Annotated in this window: 18 protein-coding genes; 7 read left to right on the forward strand and 11 right to left on the reverse strand. The window is 60.9% G+C overall.

Going from position 1 to position 22,498, the window contains the following annotated elements:
* Positions 1-5: 5 nt before the first annotated feature.
* Positions 6-1,082 (reverse strand): alkene reductase, encoded by a 1,077-nt coding sequence (locus BMY84_RS20070; protein ID WP_093086032.1) that lies wholly within the window; start codon positions 1,080-1,082, stop codon positions 6-8.
* A 65-nt stretch (positions 1,083-1,147) separates the two neighbouring features.
* Positions 1,148-1,903, reverse strand: coding sequence for an SDR family oxidoreductase (locus tag BMY84_RS20075; RefSeq protein ID WP_093086033.1), 756 nt, complete (start codon positions 1,901-1,903; stop codon positions 1,148-1,150).
* A gap of 98 nt (positions 1,904-2,001) precedes the next feature.
* On the opposite strand from BMY84_RS20075, the gene BMY84_RS20080 reads away from it, so the two are divergent.
* Together BMY84_RS20080 and BMY84_RS20085 are read left to right on the forward strand one after the other, a co-directional pair.
* Positions 2,002-2,943 carry a LysR family transcriptional regulator gene (locus BMY84_RS20080; RefSeq protein WP_093086035.1) on the forward strand — a complete coding sequence of 314 codons (942 nt, stop codon included), beginning with the start codon at positions 2,002-2,004 and terminating at the stop codon, positions 2,941-2,943.
* A gap of 404 nt (positions 2,944-3,347) precedes the next feature.
* Complete coding sequence (locus tag BMY84_RS20085) at positions 3,348-4,124, forward strand: SMP-30/gluconolactonase/LRE family protein (protein ID WP_371262433.1); 777 nt, start codon at positions 3,348-3,350, stop codon at positions 4,122-4,124.
* Between the two features lie 62 nt (positions 4,125-4,186).
* Here the strand turns inward: BMY84_RS20085 and BMY84_RS20090 are convergent, their stop codons facing one another.
* Positions 4,187-4,558: a response regulator transcription factor gene (locus BMY84_RS20090; protein ID WP_177204099.1), complete on the reverse strand. Its 372-nt coding sequence runs from the start codon at positions 4,556-4,558 to the stop codon at positions 4,187-4,189.
* Between the two features lie 108 nt (positions 4,559-4,666).
* A complete protein-coding gene (locus BMY84_RS20095) occupies positions 4,667-5,299 on the reverse strand; it encodes a response regulator transcription factor (RefSeq protein WP_218146994.1) in 633 nt (210 codons plus the stop codon).
* 58 nt (positions 5,300-5,357) lie between these two features.
* On the opposite strand from BMY84_RS20095, the gene BMY84_RS20100 reads away from it, so the two are divergent.
* Entirely contained in the window at positions 5,358-6,941 is a 1,584-nt protein-coding gene (locus tag BMY84_RS20100; RefSeq protein WP_093086041.1) for a PAS domain-containing sensor histidine kinase, read from the forward strand.
* A gap of 20 nt (positions 6,942-6,961) precedes the next feature.
* Here the strand turns inward: BMY84_RS20100 and BMY84_RS20105 are convergent, their stop codons facing one another.
* The 3 genes from BMY84_RS20105 to BMY84_RS20120 form a co-directional block, all read right to left on the reverse strand.
* Entirely contained in the window at positions 6,962-8,089 is a 1,128-nt protein-coding gene (locus tag BMY84_RS20105) for an FAD binding domain-containing protein (protein WP_093086042.1), read from the reverse strand.
* A 198-nt stretch (positions 8,090-8,287) separates the two neighbouring features.
* On the reverse strand, positions 8,288-8,503 hold the full coding sequence (locus BMY84_RS20115; RefSeq protein WP_093086046.1) for a hypothetical protein: 216 nt from the start codon (positions 8,501-8,503) through the stop codon (positions 8,288-8,290).
* Between the two features lie 149 nt (positions 8,504-8,652).
* Positions 8,653-9,843, reverse strand: a complete 1,191-nt coding sequence (locus BMY84_RS20120; protein ID WP_177204100.1) for a M48 family metalloprotease — start codon at positions 9,841-9,843, stop codon at positions 8,653-8,655.
* Between the two features lie 260 nt (positions 9,844-10,103).
* Here BMY84_RS20120 and moaA point away from each other — a divergent pair, with 260 nt between their 5' ends.
* The 4 genes from moaA to BMY84_RS29365 all read left to right on the forward strand — a co-directional run bounded on the left by moaA (position 10,104) and on the right by BMY84_RS29365 (position 16,181).
* Positions 10,104-11,111 carry a GTP 3',8-cyclase MoaA gene (moaA, locus tag BMY84_RS20125; RefSeq protein ID WP_093086049.1) on the forward strand — a complete coding sequence of 336 codons (1,008 nt, stop codon included), beginning with the start codon at positions 10,104-10,106 and terminating at the stop codon, positions 11,109-11,111.
* A gap of 115 nt (positions 11,112-11,226) precedes the next feature.
* The gene (locus tag BMY84_RS20130) at positions 11,227-12,411 is read left to right on the forward strand and encodes a molybdopterin molybdotransferase MoeA (protein WP_093086051.1); all 1,185 of its coding nucleotides are present in this window, start codon (positions 11,227-11,229) and stop codon (positions 12,409-12,411) included.
* Between the two features lie 343 nt (positions 12,412-12,754).
* Positions 12,755-14,980, forward strand: coding sequence for a catalase/peroxidase HPI (katG, locus tag BMY84_RS20135; protein WP_093086052.1), 2,226 nt, complete (start codon positions 12,755-12,757; stop codon positions 14,978-14,980).
* Between the two features lie 88 nt (positions 14,981-15,068).
* The gene (locus BMY84_RS29365; protein ID WP_143075104.1) at positions 15,069-16,181 is read left to right on the forward strand and encodes a hypothetical protein; all 1,113 of its coding nucleotides are present in this window, start codon (positions 15,069-15,071) and stop codon (positions 16,179-16,181) included.
* A 93-nt stretch (positions 16,182-16,274) separates the two neighbouring features.
* Here BMY84_RS29365 and BMY84_RS20145 read toward each other — a convergent pair whose 3' ends face one another.
* The 4 genes from BMY84_RS20145 to BMY84_RS20160 all read right to left on the reverse strand — a co-directional run bounded on the left by BMY84_RS20145 (position 16,275) and on the right by BMY84_RS20160 (position 22,488).
* The gene (locus BMY84_RS20145) at positions 16,275-17,024 is read right to left on the reverse strand and encodes an SDR family NAD(P)-dependent oxidoreductase (RefSeq protein ID WP_093086055.1); all 750 of its coding nucleotides are present in this window, start codon (positions 17,022-17,024) and stop codon (positions 16,275-16,277) included.
* A gap of 149 nt (positions 17,025-17,173) precedes the next feature.
* A complete protein-coding gene (locus BMY84_RS20150) occupies positions 17,174-18,049 on the reverse strand; it encodes a 2-dehydropantoate 2-reductase (protein WP_093086057.1) in 876 nt (291 codons plus the stop codon).
* 589 nt (positions 18,050-18,638) lie between these two features.
* On the reverse strand, positions 18,639-20,522 hold the full coding sequence (locus tag BMY84_RS20155) for a UvrD-helicase domain-containing protein (protein WP_093086058.1): 1,884 nt from the start codon (positions 20,520-20,522) through the stop codon (positions 18,639-18,641).
* A 1-nt stretch (position 20,523) separates the two neighbouring features.
* Positions 20,524-22,488 (reverse strand): AAA family ATPase, encoded by a 1,965-nt coding sequence (locus BMY84_RS20160; RefSeq protein WP_093086060.1) that lies wholly within the window; start codon positions 22,486-22,488, stop codon positions 20,524-20,526.
* Positions 22,489-22,498 lie beyond the last annotated feature (10 nt).

Raw genomic sequence — 22,498 nt, forward strand, 5'->3', positions numbered from 1 at the left:
CTTCGTCAGATAGCAGCAGGGTAAGAGTTATATCCCTCGCTAGCTTGAGTGAACCACGTGCTCGCGTCATCCGTGGCAATCGGCAAATGCTCGCGAATGCGGTAGGGCAAATCCGGATTGGCGATGAATGGTCGGCCGAAGGCGACGGCGTCACCCACGCCCGCCGCAATTTCTGCTTCCGCCCGTTCTGGCGTGAAATCCGAGTTCAGGATCAAGGGCCCCTTGAAATAGGGGCGTAGCTGCGCTGCCAAAGGATCGACTTCGCCGATCCCAAAGGTGCCGTCGATGGGCGGCTCGCGAAGTTCGAGATGGGCAATGCCTATCTCGGACAGCGTCTCGAGCGCTTCAGCGAACAAGGGAAGCGGGTCGCTGTCAGAGACGCCCTGCGTCTCTCCATTCGGCGACAAACGCACCCCCGTCCGATCGGCACCAATCGCATCTGCGACGGCCTGCGTCGCTTCCTTGAGCAGGCGGATCCGATTGCGGGTCGAACCGCCATACTCGTCATCCCGCAAGTTCGCGCTATCACGCAGGAACTGGTCGATCAGATAGCCGTTGGCGGCGTGTATCTGCGCGCCGTCAAAGCCCGCCTCGATCGCATTCAGGGCGCCGCGATGAAAATCGGCAAGGATGACCGGGATCTCGTCGGCGTGCAGATGGCGAGCCTCCTCATAAGGCTGGCGGCCATCATAGGTGTGAGCATGGTCGGGTGCTGTCGTGGCGGACGCCGAGACCGGGCGTTCCCCATCCAGGAAGCTTGGATGGACAGCACGACCCATATGCCACAGCTGGACGATGATGCGTCCGCCCGCTTCATGAACCGCATCGGTGATCCGCCGCCAACCGGCGATTTGTTCGTGCGTCCACAGGCCCGTAGCATAAGGCCATCCAAGACCTTGCTGGGTAATCCCCACGGCTTCTGAAATGATGAGCCCGGCTGACGCGCGGTCGCGATAATATTGCTCCATCATCGGCGTCGGCACATGTGCCTTGGTTCCGCGGGCACGCGTCATCGGCGCCATCAGGATGCGGTTCGGAGCCTTGATCGCTCCTAATTCAATCGGGTCAAAGAGACCGGGCATTTGGTCCTCCTGGGAAACATGCAGGCTCGACCCAAGTGGGTCGAGCCCAGTGGATTAGGATGGGCTCAAACGAGCGCCGCCCCCCCGTCGATCTTCAGGGTCGTGCCGTTCATGAAGCCGTTGGCCATCAAGAATACGACGGCGGCGCCTGCTTCCTCGGCTGTTCCCAGACGATGCAGCGGTAGAGTTGCCTCGAGATGCTCGACATACGCGTCGCGTCCATCTCCAAGCGTCTTCTTGAGCAGAGGCGTATCGATCGGCCCCGGCGAGAGGGTGTTTACGCGGCGCGGAGCGAGCTCAAGGGTCAGACCACGGGCCAGCGCTTCCATTGCCGCCGAGGCTGATGCGAGGACGGAAGTGCCATATCCATTTGGACGGTCTGCCAGAACGCCCGATATGAAGGTCACAGAACCATCCTTGGCGAGCCGATCGCCCAACGCGCGGATCGCGAAGATCGACGCCCAGACGCGCTCATCGAACGCGCGCTTGAGGTAGGAGATATCGGCCTCGAGGATCTTACCTGCGATGAAACTGCCAGCGAGCAGGACAAGATGGTCGACGTGCGGAATGTCGGCCAGCGCTTCTTCGAGTTGCACGCTGTCGGTTACATCCGCCGCCCGATAGCCGTCGAGCCCGTTCTGGGTCGCCGCTTCGGCAGCGCGCTCGCGATTCGATCCGATGACGATTACCTTCGCGCCTGCTTCCTTGGCCTGGATTGCAGCCGAAAGCCCGATTCCCGAGGTTCCACCAACGATGACAACAGTGCGGTCGACGAGCTGATTGGCGACGCCCACACCTGCGGCAGGATTCACTTTGGACATTTTCACTTCTCCATCCAGCGCCGCCTCGGCGCCTTGGTTGTGAGATAGTCCATTGCTTTGGGTTTGATAATTATACTCGAAGGTGCTTTACTTATACCATGACGGAACAAATTGGACTGGAGCGGCTGACCGGTTTGATCGCCTTTGCGCGATCCGCATCGCTTGGCAGCTTCACTGCCGCTGCGCGATCACTCGGGATTTCGCCATCTGCCGTCAGCCGAAGCGTCCAGCGTCTCGAGCATCATTTCAGCCTCTCGCTGTTCACACGAACGACGCGGTCTCTCACGCTCACGCCTGAAGGTCGAAATCTTCACGAGCGAACGCTTCGGCTGCTCCACGAAGCGGAACAGATCGAGCAGGCCGCTTTCGCGGCCCGGGCTGAACCGGCCGGTCTCATCAAGGTGACTGCGCCTTTGCCGATTGGTGTCCACATTCTCGCACCTGCTCTCACGCACTTCCGGGTGCGCTATCCAAAGTTGGCCGTGGATCTGCGCTTGAGCGATCGCGTGGTCGATATCATCGAGGAAGGCGTCGATGTAGCTATACGTGTGGGTGATCTTGCGGACTCCCGCCTCATCTCGCGGCAACTAACCCCCCATCGCCTCTGCGCCTTTGCGTCGCCCGCATATCTAGCAGCGCGCGGCACCCCCCAGCATCCCGACGAGCTTGCACAGCATGAATGCGTCAATTTCCGATATCAGAGTTCGGGACAGACGCTGCGATGGCCATTCAAAATTGGCGATAGGATCGTTGAAATCACACCACCGGCGGGCATAGTTGTCGATGTTAGCGATGCCGTTATCGCCGTGGTCGCGAGCGGCGGTGGAATCTGCATTTCACCCACCTATCTTGCCGCGCCCTTTGTCGCGCGCGGCGAAGTGACGCCGATCTTGGGCGCGTTTTCAGTCGAGGTCTTTAATGTAACCGCCCTGTGGCCCGATAGCCGGCGAGCGAACCCGAATGTGAAGGCATTCCTTTCTTTCCTAAGCGAGGTCTTCCCCGCCGCTCCTCCATGGAGGGACATCCACCTGTCAACTTGAGGGCCGACGCGGTTTTTTGAGCGGCCTTTCTTCCTGGTCGCGTCATCGGCTCATCCAAGAAGCCTCGTCTCGAGGGACAAAATAATTGCCCGACCCCCCTGAACAGAGGGATTGTGCAACAGCTTCCCAAATCTATCATTCTGTCGCGTCCATCTCGGAGCCAGCGCGGTCCGTTAAATGCGGGACGCGTGTGCGAAACGTGCGGGTGGGGAAATGGGCGTATTAGTGTGCCGTCGCTTGGCGGATCGGAATTCTCCGAAGCGAGCCGTCTTGTGACGTGCCCGTCCATTCGCGCTGCTCCCCGCAATCCCGTGCTGGCTCAGGGTTTCTCACAACCTGAGGGACCAGTTTCGCTTGGCAATGGTACGTTCGCGCTGGTGGAGATGGGCGAGGAACGCGCTTGCGTGACCCTGCTGCATAACGAGATTGCACAGCGGATATATGCAAACGCGGGAGGCCGCCCGACAGGGCTCGCGCTTGATGGCGATGGCCACCTTTGGGTTGCAGGCGGCCCTGGCAATTCTCTGGTGCGCATCGATTGCCTGGGGCGCGAGCTGTTGCGGGTCACGGGCTACCGCGACCATCCGTTCCTGTTTCCCAACGATCTTGCTTTCGGACCAAATGGGCTGCTCTACATGACCGATTCCGGCATGCAGCCAGAAGCGTTCATCACCGGACTCGCAATTCGATCTGATTTCGCTACCGCTGCATACCGGGGTTGCGTTTACGAGATCGATCCCGCCACCGGTGTGGTCCTACGCTGCCTTGCGAACGACTTACGCTTCGCCAACGGCATCGCCTTCGATGCTGCCGGCGCAATGTATGTGAATGAGACGCTGACCGGACGAATCCTCCGTCAAGAACTGGACGGTGCACTTGAGCTGTTCGCTCAGGTCAGCGCTGAAAACAGCGGCATGACATTCTCTGGCCCGGATGGAATGGCATTCGACCTGGATGGACGGCTTTACTGCGCGATTTATGGCGAGGGCCGGGTCGCGGTGATCGGCGGGGATGGAACGCTTCTTCCGTCGCTGCAGACCAACGGTCATCTGCCGACTAATGTCGCGTTCTGTCCGTCCGATCACGCCTTGCTCGTTACCGAGGTCGAACACGGCGCGATCGAAATTCTGACTGTTCCGGCAATGGGCATCCCCCTTCATCAACCGCCGATCACGCGCTGATGACCATCCTCAAGCCTTTCGTCGCGGTCATCCATTTTGGATCGGCCGCACCGGCGCCTCGCCTAAGCGGAGAGCGCCTCCTCGACCAGGTCTATCAGAACCTCACCGTCGAAGGGTTTGCGAAGAAATGCGTGCACGCCAGCCGCATTGGCTTCGGCACTTACCCTTTCATCCACGAATGCAGAGATAAGGATGATCGGTATCGGGTCACTCGATGCTTTGACTTTTTGGGCCAGCCGGATACCGCTCATTCCGCCCGGCATTTGTACGTCGCTGATGATGCAGGCGCTTTCCGCTGCCACAGCGGAGGACAGATAGGCTTCCGCACTGCTGAACGTCGAGACGCGATAACCCAGACTTCGTACCAGCCCATCCAGAGAGACTCGCAGCCCCTCGTCATCATCCACGATTGCAATGAGAGGCTGCAGCGCCAATCGATCTATCCTTGCATTGCCGCCCGCCTGTTACGGCCGGCGGTGTCTTGTTGCCCCACATCCAGGCATCTGGGAATCATACGCACGGATGACGGAACCGCCCGGGGTTCAGCGATCGAGGTTGAGCGTGTTGATCATGCGGATGAAGTCGGCGAGCGTTTTGGCGCCGAGCTTGCGCATCGCATTGCCGCGATGGATCTTGACCGTGATCTCGCTCAGTCCCAGGTCATAAGCGATCTGCTTGTTCATTTTGCCGGTAGCGACCCGCGACATGACCTCGCGTTCCCGCGAACTCAGGCCCTCGGCCCGTTCACGCAGCTCCTCGTCCTGCCGGCGCTCTTCACGTTCCGAGGCATCGCGTGCCAAGGCCGAGGCTACAGCGTCAAGCATATCCTGCTCCCGAAAAGGCTTGGGCAGGAAATCGACCGCCCCAGCCTTCATGCCGCGCACCGTCATGGGAATGTCGCCATGTCCAGTCATCAGGATGATCGGCATGGTGATACCCGCCGACGAGAGTTTCTCCTGAAAATCGAGGCCGCTCAACCCTGGCAAACGGATGTCGAGGACGAGGCAGCCAGCGGTCTTCGCCGCGCCCGACTCCATGAACTCGGTGGCGGATCCAAACTGGCGCGTCGTGTAACCCACCGAACGAAACAGCGCGTCCAGCCCCTCTCTCAATCCCGCATCGTCGTCGACGATGTAGACGATCGGGCTCGGCGTGTCCGTTTTGATTTCAGGCATTGGCATAACAACAGTAAACTGACGGCAGCGTTACCGCTCGTCAACGGGACCTATACGCATGGATGATGGCGTTGCTAAACCGATTGTCTATGATTATGTGCGGCATACTACCGACGCCATTCCCGCACTGATCTCTTTTTTTGACGCAGATCATGTGTGTCGATACGCTAACGATCACCACTTGATCTGGTATGGACGTGCGCCAGAAGATCTGGTTGGTCTTCATATGAGCGAATTTCTTGGCGGTGAGGCCTATTCAACTCGTATTCCGTATCTTGAACGCGTCAAAATTGGTCAGTCGGTTTCTTTTGAGGCTCGAGTTCCTCATCGCCAGGATGGTTGGCGCGACGCCGCTATTCGCTACGTGCCGCGCATGGGGGTCGACGGGTTCGAAGGATTTCATACCCTCGTTTTCGACCTGAGCCGCGAACAGCAGCGCTACCACAGCGTGTTCGATGGAACCGCTGTGGGATTCTGGGAAATTGACCTCAGCAACCTGCGCACTCTCATCGCAGAGCTCGAGGCAACCGTACCCGACCTCGTGCGCCATTTGCGAACAGATTTGAGCGTGGTTCGCCGGGGCCTCAATGCAACCCCGGTGCTCGACCTCAACGAAAAAGCGTGTTCGATGTTCGGCTTGGCGCGCAGTACCGTGATTGGCCGATCGCTCGGCGATTGGGTTCCCGACGCCGGACTCGATGCCTGGAATCGTAATCTGCTCGCCTATCTCGCAGGCGAGGAAAGTTACGAGACGGAGACAGTCATGCGTCGCGAGGACGGCGCGCTCATTGACATTCTTTTGAGTTGCGCCTTTCCGAAAAACCCGTCTGAACAGGTCATTGTCGTCGTCGGCCTCGTTGATATCAGCGAGCGAGTCGGAAAGGAAAAGGCTCTCGCTCGCGCGCAGGCCGATCTCGCACATGCCGGCCGCGTGGCAATGCTGGGAGAACTTATGGCTTCCATCGCGCATGAGGTTAATCAACCCCTTGCTGCGATCGTTGCCAATAGCAACGCCGCACGCCGTTGGCTTGCTCGCACGGAGCCCGACATCGTCGAGGCGAAGGCCGCGATCCAGCGGATCATGAATGAAGCGACACGGGCGTCCGAGATTATCACACGAACGCGGCGCATGGCCATGAAGGGCAGTGGGACCAGAACCGAGTTCGACGTGAACGCAATGATCGAAGAGACGCTCGACATCACCCGGCGCCAGACCGCGGCTCTTGGCGCGCAGACCAGCGTCGCGCTCGTCCGCGACCTCCCCTTGATCGTCGCCGACCGCATCCAACTCCAGCAGGTCTTGATCAATCTGATCGTCAATGCTGCCCAAGCAATGGCAAATCAGCCGGAGGGTACGCGCGACATCATGGTCAGCTCCAGTTGCGGCGAGGAGGGCTTCCACTTCGAGGTTTCCGACACAGGTCCCGGCCTCGGCGCGGACGCCGACCGCGTCTTTGAGGCCTTTTTTACGACGAAGAGCGACGGAATGGGAATGGGTCTGTCGGTCGCAAAAAGTATCATCGAGGCGCATGCCGGCACAATTACCGCGGCCCCGAGACCGGATCGCGGCGTGCGCTTTTGCATCACGATGCCGATCGGATCACGATCCGTGATGGCGGAAAACGGCATCAACGCTGCCTAAAACGCGGTCAGCGTTGACCGTCAACCAGCCAAGCGTAACGATGCCCCGATTTCGCGACTGCGCATAACCAGCCACTGCGCGGAAGCGAGACGATCACGCTCAAACGCGCGCAATGCCTCCCCGATCGTGCCCGCAGCACCGAGAGCGGTGGCCAACGCGACCGCATCACCGGCGGCTTTTGACGTGCCCATCCCGACATGAGGCCGAGCAAGCGCCCCCGCATCGCCCAGAAGAACGACGCGCCCTGCGACCAGACGGCGAGGCAGATAATCGAATATTCCCTGTATCCAGGGCCGGTGCTCGGATTGCGTGATCTCCGCGAATTGAGGCGGCAGAAGGGCTGCTGCATCACGGCGAAATTCCTCGACACGCTCTTCGGACATGCTGCCGGGAGGCAGCGAATATTCAAACCGATGGCCATCTGCCGTCGTGAAAAGCGAAGTCAGTTCGCGCGCAGACGCCGGTCTGTACCAACCCCAGCTATACCGACGCCGACCGGGTTCGATCTCGCCGGCACCACCTGGGACCATATATCCGATCGACTGAATACCCGGCCAGCTGAAGGCGACCAGCGCATTACGCATCGACGACAGGCCTTGGGGGAGCTGCTGTTCCGGCAGCAGGATGCGCCAGGCGGCATAGCCTGCATAATCATTGGCAAAATGATCAGGGTCGACCAGCTGCCGCACGACTGATGCCACGCCGTCTGCGCCGATCACCAAATCGGCCCGCTCCTGCTCGCCGTCTTTGAACACTACCGCAGCGCCATCCTCGAGATGCTCGACGCGGACCACATGGCGGCCCTGCACATATTGATTGTCGGAAAGCTTGGCGCGGGCCGTCCGATAGAGCAAATCCCAGGAGAAGCGTGACCCGGATGCAGGTTGGTCAGCGACCACACCGCCCTGCTGGTCGAGCATGACTTGTCGGTCCGAGAGCACGCTCAAACGGCTCACATTGCTACAGCCGATCTTGTGGATCGCGTCGAACAGCTCGCGGCCGCCCGTCAGTCCAGCTCCACGCCCCGACAGATCGGCACCTGAGCGCTCATAGATCCGGACATCCATCCCCTGGCGATCAAGCAGGATTGCCGCGAAAAGACCGGCAATCGAGCCACCGACGATCCGGATACGGAGCGGCCTCACCATTGCTCGACCAAGCCCACCGTCCCTGTATCCGTCGCGCTGCGACGGGCACCGTGGGCGCGGCAGAATTGGCCGATCCGCCTGGAGAGATCGGTGTAGATGAGCTGCGAGCTCGCCACGACGAACGTCAATTCCTCAGGCGACATGCGCAGTGTGATCGGAAGAACTGCCCAGGCGGTCTGCCGAGCGCGGTGAGCGAACCTATGCACGGCCATGCCCTCCTTTGCGCGCTTCCGATCGTGGGGCGGTCACGGAGACGAGGGTGACAGTGACCATCGCACTGATGATGACCGTCCAGACCGGGTCCTCGACGATACGATACGCCAGGAGCCCGGAGAACAATGCGACGCCCAGCACGATGGCGATGACGCTCGCCGAGGGTCCATATTTAGCCACTTGATCGCACAGCGTCCGCATGGGTCTGCCTCCGATTTTGCCGATGGAGACAAGATCGCAGCGCAGACCGGAAAGAGAAATCGTACCTGCAGGCGCAGGCGCCATACACAGGTATGGAACCAAGCACCTGAGAATGAGCCTCACCGCTGCAGCGGTTAGGCTTCGCGCTCTCACCGCAGGGCACCCTCTTGGCCGGGGTGCACTGCCTTCCACTGCATGGCCCGCTCAATCCTGTGCGCGATGCTGGGATGATCATAGAACAGCGTCTCCTCAAGCGCAGACGGTCTGCTTGCCCGGAAGTCGACCGTTCGCAGAAGACTGCGAGCCGCGCCGCTCGGCTCGTTCGCGAGCGATAAACCGAACATGTCGGCATCGTTTTCGACCGCCCGCTGGGCTGTGACGATGATTGGCGACGTCAGCAGCATGAAGGTTACCAACGCCATATGTAGCGCCGGCGCACCCGCCGGGTCGCCAATCGAGAGATCCGGCCGTCCCGCCAGCCGCGCAATGTAAGGGAAAGTGCGATCGACCGCCCACAAGCCGCATGTTCCCAGAAACGCAACCACAAGCGCGAGGATCATCAGGTGGTGATGGACATAGTGACCGATCTCGTGGGCGACGACAGCGCGCACCTCGGCGAGGTCCGCGCCACTCCGCAACATCTCATCGCTCAGCTCGATCGTGGCAAAGCCCGGTCCGCCCACCACGGTGGCTGTGTAACGGTTTGTCTGGCTCGCGCTGTTCGAGACGACAATGCGATCTGACGGAATGCCGGCATCCCGCGCAAGGGCAACCACTGCTGTACGAACCGGTCCAGCCGGCACCGGCTTCGCGGTGTTGAACAAGGATCCGAACGCGACCGGACCAACGACGATACCGACGAAGGCAAAGACGACCACGACAAGGCTCGACCAGCGCCACCAGCGCCGCCCAGATCGGCGGATGAGCGCATAAACGGGGGTGGCGAGCAGGCCCAGAAAAAGGGCTGCGAACAAAGCGACGATCGCACCTTGCGCGATCCAGGGGACGAGAGGCTGGCTCGAGAGCCCGTAGCTGATCTCGCGCGCCCATTCCGCGTAGATTGCCCACGGCAGCAGGATCACCCAGTTCGCGAGCAAGAAGACCGATACGCAGCAGAAAGCGGCCAGCTTCGGCCGCAGTCGCGTGCGCTGGACGCCGTCGCGTACCCGCTCGAGCAGTCTCATTCGCAGTATGAGCCAGTCGGCCAATATTTTCAGAAGGAGGGCCCATAGCAGGATCCAGTGCGCTCCTTGTGTATAGGCGATCGCACGTGCTTCCCGACCGGGATCGATCGAGCGCAAATATTCTGCGGTCGCGGCTGCGGCCTCAAACCCGGTCACTGGAATTCTGCTCCATAAAAAGAAGCGACGACGCGGCCGTCGCGGCAGCTTGTCTTCCCACTCATCGCGTCGCGGTGGGATTATACGCGGGTATGGCCGCCTCGCCGCGCTGGCCTCGGATCGCGCATACGTGCGTATAATAGCTGCCGCGCAGCACGACGCCCACGGTGTAGTATCGCCGGATAACTGCCATAGCAGGCAACTTGAAAACGATGGGGACCCACGCGCCAATGACGGACAGCGCTGCAAGCGAGCAGACTATGGCTCCGCAGCCAGCGTCAGCCCTCGCCGATGGTTTCGGACGGCGCATCACCTATCTGCGCCTATCAGTCACAGATCGATGCGACCTGCGCTGTCGATACTGCATGTCCGAGACCATGCGCTTCCTTCCCCGCGCAGACCTCCTTAGCGTCGAGGAAATGGCGCTTATCAGCGAGCGGCTCATAGCACGCGGCGTCCGCCGCATCAGGCTGACCGGTGGAGAGCCACTGACACGGCGCGGCCTGCCGGACCTCGCGCATCGGCTTGGCTACCTTTTAGCCACTTCACCGCTCGAAGAGGTCACGCTCACCACTAACGGCACACGGCTCGCGCAGCATGCAGCCCTGCTTGCGGACGTGGGCGTCCGCCGGATCAATGTCAGTCTCGACACGCGAGATGCAGCGCTGTTCCGTCACATCACGCGCACGGGCGATCTCGGCCATGTCCTGGACGGGATCGAGGCTGCGCGGACAAACGGTATTCGGATCAAGATCAACATGGTCGCCCTTGCGGGTCTCAACGACCAGGAATTCGGGACGATGCTGCGTTGGTGTGGCGACGAAGGGCACGATCTCACGCTGATAGAGACGATGCCTCTTGGCGTCGTCGAGGAAGATCGAACAGACCGGTATCTTTCGCTGGAGACAGTGCGCGCCGACCTTGAAGGCTCGTTCGCGCTGCGTCCAAGCACTCATCGAACAGGTGGGCCAGCGCGCTATTTCGAGCTTGCCGGCACCAGCACCCGCCTCGGTCTCATTACGCCGATGAGCGGGAATTTTTGCGAGGGCTGCAACCGCATTCGGCTCACCGCAGACGGGCAGCTCACGATGTGCCTTGGTCATGAAGACTATGTTGACCTAAAAACAGCCTATCGTGATGGCGGCATGGCCGGCCTCGACGCGGGGTTGGATGAGGCATTGCGCGCCAAACCCCCTCGCCACCTGTTCGAGATTGGACGAGGCATCGCTCCCTCCACCGCGCGTCACATGAGCGCGACTGGCGGGTGATGCTGTCTGCACGGTGGCCAATCATCCTCGCGGATAGCTGGTGAGTGCCACTCGCTCCCCGTACGTTCGCATCAATGCCAGACCATGATCCGATTTCGCGCGAATGGGACGCGCCATGATCTCCTTCGATGACGCTCTTGCGCTTGTCAAAGTAGCCGCGCTTCCGTTGGGTCCGGAAACCGTAGCGCTTGGCGATGCGCATGGTCGGATTCTTGCGGCGCCGTGCATCGCGCAAATTACCTCGCCCGCCGGCGACGTCTCGGCGATGGATGGTTACGCCCTGCGGGATCAAGACCTCTCGCTGAGCACTCCGTTCGAGGTCGTCGGCACCGCTTTTCCAGGAACACCTTTTGAGGGCACCGTCAGACTGCTCGAATGCGTGCGGGTATTCACTGGCGCGCTTATTCCCGGCGGCGCCGATCGGGTTGTCGTGCAGGAAGAGGTCCAACGCGACGGATCACTCGCGACAATGCTCCACCCGTCCACCGCGCGTCGGCACATTCGACAGGCGGGGCTGGACTTCGCGGCAGGCGATGCGCTCCTTCCGGCCGGCCGCCGGCTCGATCCGCAGGCGATAGTGGCCGCAGCCGGTGCCGACCTGGATGAGCTCGAAGTCTGGCGGCGACCCCGCATATCCATATTAGGGACAGGGGACGAGCTGCTCCCTCCCGGCAGCGCGCGCTTACGCCGGTTCGCCATTCCCGAGAGCATTTCTTATGGGGTCGCAGCGCTCGCTGAGACTTGGGGCGCGCAGATCATCGGCCGGCACCGCATCTCCGACGACATCGCCACGATTACCCACGCGGCCGGTGAGGCCGCGCGCTCTGCCGATCTCGTCATCATGACAGGCGGCGCTTCCGTCGGAGAGCGGGACTTTTCCAAGCAAGCATTCATCGGCCTCGGCGCAGAAATCTTGTTCCCGAGGGTTCTGATGAAGCCAGGCAAGCCGGTATGGTTCGGCCGCCTCGGGACAACGCTCGTTCTTGGCCTCCCGGGCAATCCGAGCTCTGCAATGGTCACCGCTCGACTGTTCCTCACAACCCTCCTTGCAGGGCTTACGGGACGGGAGCCATCACATGCGTTGCAATGGCGCCGCGCCCGTTTGGCCAGCCCGCTACCATCGACCGGAGTTCGTGAGACATTTCTTCGTGCTTATGCCGACCCTGACGGTATCGTGAAGGTCGATAATCAGGATTCCGGCATGCAGCTTGAACTCGCGAACGCCACGCTGCTCGTCCGGCAGACGCCCAATTCGCCCGCGCTTGCCGCCGGAGAAATGGTCGATGTCATCGACTTTTGATCACCGTACCAAATGGGCCCCTTCCGCTTTTTCGAAAATGACCAGGCGCTTCTTGCTCAGTATCCGCCTCGCCGTCTCATCCCTATTCTGTTTCTTGCAGCACCTGCTCTTGCGACACAGCCTCTGTCCGCGATGAACTATGCGTATCCGTCCTCTATGTCAGCCACGACCGGGACGAAGTCGGTTGGCTGGTGCCCAGCGTGATCGAAATCGGCGCCTGACCTATACGCAAGTATGCCGTTTGTGCGCAGCGTATAGCCGACAGCCGCACCTCGCGCCGTGCATCAATCTTCCCCGATGGAAACACCAAGGCTTAAGCCCTTGCGCGAACGAGGTATCGACAATGGACGCACGACTGACCCAGGAAACTTCTGGCTGCCCGATGGCAGGCAGGGCCGCCAAGCGAGCGCTTCTGGGTCGGACAAATCGCGACTGGTGGCCCGACCAGCTCTCCCTCGACATTCTCCAACAGAATGGCCTGTCGGGCAATCCGATGGGGACCGACTTCGACTACGTCGCGGAGTTCGAATCTCTCGACCTCGCTGCGGTAAAGGCCGACCTCGTCGCGCTGATGACGGACAGCCAGCCCTGGTGGCCGGCCGACTATGGGCATTACGGCCCATTCTTCGTCCGCATGGCGTGGCACTCATCTGGGACATATCGCACTGGCGACGGTCGTGGCGGCGCAGGCGCTGGGCAGCAGCGCTTTGCCCCCCTCAACAGCTGGCCGGACAACGCCAATCTCGACAAGGCTCGCCGCCTGCTGTGGCCGATCAAACGGAAATATGGTCGGAAGATCAGCTGGGCCGATTTGATGATCCTCGCCGGCAATGTTGCGATCAAGGACATGGGTGGGCCCGTTTTCGGCTTCGGCGGCGGCCGGGTCGATCTCTTCGAGCCGGAGCGCGACATCTATTGGGGCACCGAGGAACAATGGGTCGGCCAGGAAGGCAATCTCACCCGGATCGACGAAGCGGCCGGTCGGGCGCTGGAAGAGCCTCTCGCCGCGATCCAGATGGGGCTGATCTACGTCAATCCTGAAGGCCCCGGCGGGACACCCGATCCGCTTCTATCCGCGCGCGACATTCGCGAAACCTTCAAGCGAATGGGAATGAATGACGAGGAAACTGTCGCGCTCACAGCCGGTGGTCATACCTTCGGTAAATCGCACGGCGCAGGCGATGCCAGGCTCGTTGGTGCCGAACCAGAAGGGGCCGATATCGCCTTCCAGGGCTTTGGCTGGCACAACACCCACGAGAGCGGAACCGGCGACCACACCATCACCTCCGGTATCGAAGGCAGCTGGACCCCGACGCCGATCGCCTGGGACATGACCTTCTTCGATATGCTCCTCGACCACGATTACGAGATTGTGCGGAGCCCCGCGGGCGCGCAACAATGGCAGCCGATCGGAAACCCCGAAGAGACCCTCGCGCCCAAGGCCCATACGCCCGAGGTCAAGGTGCCGACGATGATGACGACGGCAGACATGGCGTTGAAGGCCGATCCCACCTATCGGGTGATCATGGAGCGGTTCCGGGCAGACCCGGCGCATTTTGGCGACATGTTTGCTCGCGCCTGGTTCAAGCTCACCCATCGCGATATGGGGCCCAAGGCGCGCTATCTGGGGCCGGATGTGCCCGCCGAGGATTTGATCTGGCAGGATCCACTGCCTTCGCCAAGCAGCTATGTTCTCGACGATCAGGATATCGCCTCGCTCAAATCGGACCTGTCCTCTTCGGGACTGAGCACCCAGGACCTCGTGAAAACCGCGTGGGCGTCAGCGGCTACCCATCGCACCTCGGATCACCGTGGCGGCGCCAATGGCGCGCGGGTCCGGCTCGCCCCCCAAAGGAACTGGGCCATCAACGAGCCGATCGAACTCGAGCGCGTTCTCATAGCGGTCGAGGCCGTTAAAACTCGGTTCGACAATGGCACCCGACAGGTATCGCTGGCCGATCTGATCGTACTGGGCGGCAACGTCGGCATCGAGCGCGCGGCGCGATCTGCCGGATACAGTGTAGCGGTACCGTTCACGCCCGGCCGCGTCGATGCCCTCGCCAGCCAGACTGATATCGAGGGCATGAGCATGCTCGAGCCCAAAGCAGACGCATTTCGGAACTATCTGGCATCGCCATTCAGCGTCCCGACCGAGGAGCTGATGATTGACCGCGCTCAACTGCTGGGGCTCTCCGCCCCCGAAATGGCCGTGCTGATCGGCGGCTTGCGGGTCATCGGCGCCAACCATGGTGGATCCGAACGCGGCGTGCTCACCACACGCGTCGGGCACCTCACCAACGACTTTTTCGTCAACCTCCTTGATATGGAAACCGCGTGGCAGCGGATGGAAAGCGAGGACGGCTGTTTTGTTGGTAATGACCGCATAACCGGCGACCAGCGTTGGACCGCGACAAGAACCGATCTCGTTTTTGGATCCAACTCTCAGCTTCGCGCAATCTCAGAGGTCTACGCCTCTGAAGATGCTGGCGAGAAGTTCGTTCGGGATTTCGTTGCTGCTTGGACGAAAGTTATGAACGCTGATCGATATGATTTGGTCACACGAGACTAGAGAACGGCTTCCAAGGCTGGCAGACGCTTAAGTGTACTGAAGCCAAGATCATTGCTCATCATCTGTGCGGGGTCGTCGAGAGTAGAAAATGAGCACTCGTTCGCAGCGTTACATCATCGAGCCCAAATCGGCCTGCCCAGTGCATCTGCGGCGTTCAAGCGGAGGTCCGCTTGGCCGGGTCACCTTAGACATCGAGGAAGTGGCGCGCTGCGCGTGGAATGAGATCCTCCAAACGGCGCCGAGCGGTTCGACTCTGTTCGGTCTCCTAGAAGATTTACTCGAGCCTGGGACCGATCTTGTATGGCGTGAAAACGGTCCGGGACGGGGCACCGAAATGCGCCGCTCCTTTTCGGGTCTGTTCGGCAGATTCTTCGCGCGCGCATATCTTGCGCAGCATCACGACTTCGTCTGGTTCGCATCCATTGATGGCGATAATTTTCATCTGTCCAGAAATTGGCGGGTCAGTCGCAAGCCCCGCTCGAAAACCGAAATGCCAGACTGGGTCTGCGCACGTCCCGGCGAACTTGCGATCGGGGAAGCCAAGGGCTCACATCAGAAAGGCAATGCCACAAGGGGCGGTGTCCCAGGGCCGATCAAGACTGCCAGCGGTCAGATCACGGGCATTCGTGTCCAAAAGCGCCAGCCTCCGGGATCGCGGGTCCAATGGCGTTCCAAGCGGGTAAAGGGATGGGCAGTGATGTCGCGTTGGGGCCTAGCTGATCCGCCGCGCGATCCGTTCCTATATGCTCTCGACCCTGAGACCGAGGGCGACAAGCCGACGCCCGAGGAACATGATGACCTCGTACAGGCCGTCGCGCGCGTCCACGTGGCACAGACAGCCCAGGGCCTTGGCCTTTTGAAGATGAGCGACGACGGACTGATCCCAGTCGCGCGTTCACGCATGCGCATTGTCACGGACGAGGAGAAGCGATCGTTCTCCGGGTCGGTCATATCTCCGTTCGGCCTTCTCGACGTCGATCTCGACACGGCAAGGACGCTGGCGGCGTCGTTGCCCCAGCCTGGCCTCGTCCGTTTTGTCGGCCTCGATGAGGGTGTGTTCCAAAGCTACCTCGAGGGTAGTCCTATCAAACCCCGTGAGCGCGAACGGATCGGTGACCTGTCGGTACTCGGTCGGGACGGCCTCATCGTCGCACCGATTGAACAAGTAATCAATCTAAACGGGCAAGCCGAGCAATCTTGAGGCGTAAGCAGGGCGGAGGGTTCGCTATCTTTTGGTAAGGCGTTCGTTCCCCCTTAGAACGCGCGCGAGGGCATGCCCTCGCGCGCGCTTGGTTCAAAGGTTGAAGCCGCCACTCAAATCTAGGGACTGACCGTCCAGCCACCGCGATTGGTCCGTTACGAGAAACAAGACTGCGTCGGCAATGTCCTCGGGTTTCCCGATGCGATCAAGAGCCTGCATCGACTTGACCATATTGCGGCCCTCTTCGTTACCTAGAACGATCTGAGCCATGTCGGTGTCGATCGCCCCCGGTGCAACTGCGTTGACCCGAATGCCGCGAGGACCAAGCTCCTTCGCCAGATTTCTCGTCAATACGGCAATGGCGCCCTTTGTTGCTGTGTAGACGGATGCGCCATTCATCGCAGTAGAAACAACATTGGACGACCACAGGACTATGCGCCCGCCGGTATGCATGAATGGAAGCAGCTGCTGGACGAGGAAAAACGGTGCTCGCACGTTGACGGCGAATTGATAGTCAAAATTCTCGACTGTCTGTTCCTCGATTGAACTCAGACCGCTGGTACCGGCATTCGCCGCAAGGATGTCGATTTTGGAAACTCCAAGCTCCTTGATCGCACGCGCAACTTGATGCGCGCCATCAGGCGCCGACAGGTCGGCAGCGACCAAGTCTACGCGTCCGCCCCCTGCTCGAATTTCCTCCGCGACCGCTTCTGCGCCTGCCGTGCTGTTGCTGTAATGCGCAATGATATGCGCGCCTGCTTTGGCGAGGCGTAATGCCGTTGCGCGGCCTAAACCGCGCGAAGCGCCTGTGATGAGCGCTGTCTGATTTTCAAGCTGTTTCACACGGAATCCTTTGTCTAGGTTTCCGCAGGCTAGCTGTCGACGCCGTGCAAATCATTCATACGTGGGTTTAAAAGGCGCTCAGCAGCTGCTCAATGATCCACCGACGTTCGAGGATCGTCCTGAGCTTCGTCGATAGAAACCCGATTGCATCAGACTGCTGCGGGACCTTCTTTCAACAAGATACATGCCATGAAATTTAGCGGGGCGCTCAAACCATGCTGGCGAGCCAAACGCGCAATCACGCCATTGCGTGCGTCCGCCTCGGTTTGACGCCCAGCCAGACGATCAGCGTGGATGGAGTTGATCGAATCTGGGGGACCATTCTGGTAATTGTCCACGACTTCATCGGGCAGCCTATCGGTTAGCACGGCTCCCTCCGCCCTACCGACAGCGACACATTCGCGAACAAATGCCCGCATGAGCTCGGCGATCTCTGCATCTCGCGCTATTCCGGAGGGCTGCATGGTCAATGCGTTGACGGCGCCAGCACAGTTGATCGCAAGCTTGCGCCATGCAGCGGATTGCCAATCTTCGACTGTCTGAACATCAATCGACGTGTCAGTGAACAACGCGGCAAAATCGTGGCCATTTGCGTTTGCAGGGACGACTATAGACCCATCCCGGCGCTGCTTCACGCTACCCGGCTTTGTCCGCTCCGCGGGGATGTCCACGATTGCAGGTACAATGCGATCGCGATTAACCGACGGAAACCGCGAAAGATGTTCAACGCCATTCTGCAAGACGGCCACGCGCGTATTGAGGTCGCTTAGCGCATTGATCCAGCTCGCTGCTCCCAAGGCGTCGTAAGTCTTAGTGGCAACGATCACCCAATCGACCGTTTCGGCCTTTGATAAGTCAACGATCTGCCGTGGCGTTGCCGTTATAAGTCCTTGGGGCGTCTCCACATTCAGATGTTCAAAGGGTGTCCGTACACAAAACGTCAGATCGATTGCCGGGCGCTTTGTCAGCCACGCCCCAACGGTGGCTCCGATCGCGCCCGCCCCGACAACCGCAACTTTGCTCACCAGCGTGCTTTCTAATTTAGATCGAGCCCTAAAAATCACTAAATCAAGTGATCCGTAGTTTTGACGCCGCGGGCCCGATCGCAGGGAATCGGATCTGGCGTCCAAGAATTATAGGCAAGTTTTATCGTCTGACACGTCATACCCTTTCGCGCTCTCTACCACAGAAAACAACCTTTACCGACTGTGCGCATTGATCTCTTTCGCTAGACGTAGAGCGTCTGGCAACCGGACGCTCGCGACCAGCTTTAGACATTCAGCGTCGGTGATGTAAGCGTCGGCTTTTGCCGCAACCTGTCGTTCAGATCGCGCAAACCTGCCAGTCCGCCGTGCGCCCTATTTCGCCTTGGCCGAGCTCTGCGGTGCTCAAAATTGCAGGCAGTCCGCTTCATACCCGCTGGCCGCGTGCAGCGGCTTCCGCATCGCGCGATTTTGGGGGGGAACCAGCCTGTCCGGTTTGGCGCGGGCGTCGCCGTGAATACCCGTTCGTTCAGGCGGCCAACCAAGCGCTCGAACTGCTTCACATGCCGGACGTGGGTTATCGCCGTATGAGGGCACCACTGATCCGTGATTGTCGCCGCGATCCCGATCGTTAGATCTCGAACTCGGGAACACCCGCATTGGCCAACAACTGGAACAGCTCCGCCACCTTATTGCGCTGACCCCGTCCCCGGCAGAACGCGAAAATCGCTCGCTGCTTCGCGCGCGACAGCGCGACGAAGAAGGTCGCCAGCCCCTCGGCATCCCCCGGCTTGTGTGACCACCACGCCTGATCGTCGAGGCCCACAAACACCACCGTGTCATATTCGAGCCCTTTGCTCTTATGTACGGTCATTAGCGGGATCTGACCGGTCCCCTCGAAGGCGTCCAAAGCAGCGGACCAGCTTGTTGCACCCAAGGCGCTCGCTACGAGATGCGTCCTGAACGCTTCGACAGCGATATCGAGGAGCTCGCCCTGGGCATATTCAGGATAGCTCCGTCTAAGCGAATCCATCCCGAGAAAGGCGAAGGCCCGCCCCGCCAGCGTGGCGGCGCTGTCTCCCGCAGGCACCAGTTGGGCCATGTCACTTCGCAGGCTCTTCACCCAGCCTGCGAGCAACGCCTCGCATTGCGCGTCGCCTACCATATCGTCGCCGGCAACCGCCCTCAGATCGCGCATCGCGTCGGAGCAGTGCTGCCACGCGGCTGGCGCGCGCTGATCCGCCCCGAGCCGTAGAAGCGCGAGTGCGAGCTTTGCTGCGCTATCGCTCAATAGATCTTGCAGGCTCATCTTGCCGAGCAGTTGTGCTTCGTTGCGGATCCGAAGCCCCGCTTCCGAGAAGCGTTTCGCAAGATCGGCTTCGAAAAGGTCGGCGCGTTGCTTGACCAGGATCACATAATCGCGCGGTTGGCGTCCGCGCGCCTGCATGTCGCTCAAGAGCCAACGTGCGAGATGCAGCGCCTCGCTGTCTTTCGTGGCGCTGCTCCACACCTGTGCGACATCGCCATCGACTTGTTGTTCGGTCCGCGAAACACCCTCGGCCGCCTGTGGATCGAGCGCCCGCGCAACAACATGCTGGATCCGCACGAGATCAGGTGACGAGCGGAAGTTGAACAACAACGGGATCGGGGCGGCTGCGAAATCCGCCTTAATCCGGTCGAAAGCGTCGGGCCGGGCCCCCGCCCAGGTCATGATCCGTTGCTTGTCGTCGCCGACCGCCGTTATGATCGACGCCGAGCCGTGAAACGCCGACATCAGGAAATCATACTGGGAGTAGGTCGTATCTTGGAACTCGTCGACGAACACGAACGGATAGGTCATCTGCAGCGCACGGCGGATATGCGGGCTCGCACGCATGAGCAGTTCGGCGAGCCTGTTCAGGCTTGTGAAGGTCATACTCGACCGCGGCTGGGCTTGGAGCATGCGCGGCCACCAGCGCTGGACTGCCAACTCCGGTCCCGACTGCGCCGCCTGCTGCTGTAACGGTAATCGATACCGGCCGACATAACTGGATTCAAATCCGAAGGCGGAAATGCCTGCGATTGCCGGCTGCCACTCAACCGGCGCCGCCAGCCGGCTTTCCGTCAGATGGCCCTCGGTCTGCTGTTTTGTCGGCAACCAGATATCGTAGGGCCGGCTCGGTCGCCAAGGCATCGGAATGGCCGGCTGGAAACGGTCCACCAGTCCTTTGGTGAAAGCATCGAAGGTGAGCGATGTGAACCGATTGGCGAGTTCGGGTGGGCAGCGCTTTCGCACGCGCGCCGCGAGATTATCGGCAGCGTCGGTCTTGAAGGAGATAGCGAGCACGCGGAAGGGGGCCGGGCAGATGCCTGTTTCGAGCAGATAGGCCGCGCGCTGGGCGAGAAATTCGGTCTTGCCGGCGCCCGGCCCGGCGATGATCGAGGTCGAGCCCGGCGCTCGCAAAGCGCGCCAGGCATTGGGTTCGAGATCGTCGATCCCGCGCGGCCTCCAGTCGTCAGGGGCAATGAGGGGCATATTATGACGCCGGTGGCGGTGCGGGAGGAGGTGGCGCCAAGCGCTGCACTATCGATTGCAGCAGTGCGCGCAACTCGGGCGGGGCGCTGGCCGCCATGTCCGCCGGCGCCATCGCGCTTAGCACGCGGACGTGGGTGCTGGGCTTCCCCCGCCCGAGGAAAAGATAGCGATACCAGCGGAGGTCCGTATCCGCCGTGGTGGCATAAAGATGGCCGAGATGGTGCTCGCCGAGCACTGCATCACGCGGATCGCCCTGACCGGAGGGCCCGGTTCGTCCCGGTTCGGACACGCGATAGGCCGCCGGGAAGGCGCACAGCATCGAATAGTCGAGGTCGAGCGGCGCCGCGAAGTAGACGTTGAAGCGACGGAGATGCTCGATCCATCCGATAATGCCCGCGGTGTCGGCCTGATTGAAGCCGTCGAAGGCAGCGACACCGAGCAGGTCCAGGCCGTCCTTGAGAACATTTGCCGCCGGCAGACCGATTGCTAGGAGCTGCTCGCAGCTCGTCTTGATCCGACCCCAGCCGCCGCCATTGCGTCCCCAGTCGAGATCAAGCAGCGTTGCGTGCGGAATGTCGAGCGCATTGAGCAGGCGCCACAGGTGGTTCACATGCCGGCCGCCAAGCGGCACGACCGCAACGAAAGACCGGTCAATCTCAAGCCCCATCGCCTCTGCTAGGCGTGGTAACACGACCTCTTCTGATGCTCCCTCGCCCAGCACGACAAACTTCGCGAAATAGAGCTCCGGGTAGGTCCGCACGGCTTCACGCACGAACTTCGATGCCTCCTCGATATTCTCGGGAAGCTCGATACGCCTGACCTGCGCCGTTCGGCTCTTTGGCTTGAGCCGGAAATAGCGCACCTGCTCCGGCTCGACGCGCGCCAGAATGCTCGCCGAATGGCTAGAGATGATCGCCTGCGCTCGCGCGCCTGCCGTCAGATCTTCGATCTGCTTCACGATCCGCGCGAGGTAGAATGGCGCGAGATTGTTCTCGGGCTCTTCGACGGCGATTAGCGTCAACGCCGGTAGTGGGACGCCTCCAGGCTGGAAACCCGTGCCGGCGCCTGCGCCGGCGATGCCCGCCTCGACATCGAGTGTAGCTGCGGTCATCGCGAGGTGAAACAGTGAACGCTGACCGTCGCTCAGATCGTCGAGCGCTCGCTCGCGCCCAGCTTCATCGGGCCTGAACATCACCTGGACCTTGCGAATGAACTCCTGAAATCGAAGGTCGATCGGGCGGAATAGAGGGGTAGTGTCGGTGCCCGCTGTATGCACCTCCTGCCAACGCCGCGTGACCGCACTTGCCACCAAACCGACCGCGGCTTCGCCGGCAAAGGCGGTATTGAGCTGCGTGCCGGCCTCCTGAAAGCTCTGCCGGACCGCAGGCGACCAGTTGATCGCCCGCCAGAGGCGCCCGCGCAGGAAAGACGCGACCTGCGAGGCGCCGTCTCTTGAGGCAGGCACGTAGATCATCTGGATCCGCGCGCGATCGAGCGCCTTGATGTCGATGCAGTCGAGCTCAGTGAACGCTCCTAGCGTTCGCACAGCCCAATACTTCTGTTCCACCGTCCCTTCGAGCGAACCGTCGTCGGTCCAGGTTGCCTCTATCCGCAGGCGGCATTTCAGCTGGCCGGCATCGTTTGCGGCCATCTGCTGAAAATATTGCGGAACGGCAGCGCTGGCTCCTGCGCCAGAATCGAGTTCGGGAAAGGCGAGGATAACATCGAGCGACAGGGTGCGGCTGAGTGGCGGCGCGCTTTCGTCGACCGGCACATGAAAGTCCTGGCGCCTTAGCCGGCGCTCATCACCTGTAATCCCGAACAGTCGCTGAAGCGCCTGCAGGGCAGCGGTCTTTCCGGCGCCGTTCACACCGACGAACGTGGTGAGACCCTGGCAAAGCTCGATTGTCGTCGCATCCGGCCCGAAGCACCGGAAATTGGTAAGGGTGAGCTTTTCGATGAACATCAAACCACGC

The sequence above is a fragment of the Sphingobium sp. AP50 genome, from assembly GCF_900109095.1.
GTDB lineage: Bacteria > Pseudomonadota > Alphaproteobacteria > Sphingomonadales > Sphingomonadaceae > Sphingobium.

What these genes read in the sequence shown, in the direction of transcription:
- BMY84_RS20070 (WP_093086032.1), bottom strand. Translation starts at nt 1,082, where the DNA reads ATGCCCGGTCTCTTTGACCCGATTGAATTAGGAGCGATCAAGGCTCCG.
- BMY84_RS20075 (WP_093086033.1), bottom strand. Translation starts at nt 1,903, where the DNA reads ATGTCCAAAGTGAATCCTGCCGCAGGTGTGGGCGTCGCCAATCAGCTC.
- BMY84_RS20080 (WP_093086035.1), top strand. Translation starts at nt 2,002, where the DNA reads ATGACGGAACAAATTGGACTGGAGCGGCTGACCGGTTTGATCGCCTTT.
- BMY84_RS20095 (WP_218146994.1), bottom strand. Translation starts at nt 5,299, where the DNA reads ATGCCTGAAATCAAAACGGACACGCCGAGCCCGATCGTCTACATCGTC.
- BMY84_RS20100 (WP_093086041.1), top strand. Translation starts at nt 5,358, where the DNA reads ATGGATGATGGCGTTGCTAAACCGATTGTCTATGATTATGTGCGGCAT.
- BMY84_RS20105 (WP_093086042.1), bottom strand. Translation starts at nt 8,089, where the DNA reads ATGGTGAGGCCGCTCCGTATCCGGATCGTCGGTGGCTCGATTGCCGGT.
- BMY84_RS20115 (WP_093086046.1), bottom strand. Translation starts at nt 8,503, where the DNA reads ATGCGGACGCTGTGCGATCAAGTGGCTAAATATGGACCCTCGGCGAGC.
- moaA (WP_093086049.1), top strand. Translation starts at nt 10,104, where the DNA reads ATGGCTCCGCAGCCAGCGTCAGCCCTCGCCGATGGTTTCGGACGGCGC.
- BMY84_RS20130 (WP_093086051.1), top strand. Translation starts at nt 11,227, where the DNA reads ATGATCTCCTTCGATGACGCTCTTGCGCTTGTCAAAGTAGCCGCGCTT.
- katG (WP_093086052.1), top strand. Translation starts at nt 12,755, where the DNA reads ATGGACGCACGACTGACCCAGGAAACTTCTGGCTGCCCGATGGCAGGC.
- BMY84_RS29365 (WP_143075104.1), top strand. Translation starts at nt 15,069, where the DNA reads ATGAGCACTCGTTCGCAGCGTTACATCATCGAGCCCAAATCGGCCTGC.
- BMY84_RS20155 (WP_093086058.1), bottom strand. Translation starts at nt 20,522, where the DNA reads ATGCCCCTCATTGCCCCTGACGACTGGAGGCCGCGCGGGATCGACGAT.
- BMY84_RS20160 (WP_093086060.1), bottom strand. Translation starts at nt 22,488, where the DNA reads ATGTTCATCGAAAAGCTCACCCTTACCAATTTCCGGTGCTTCGGGCCG.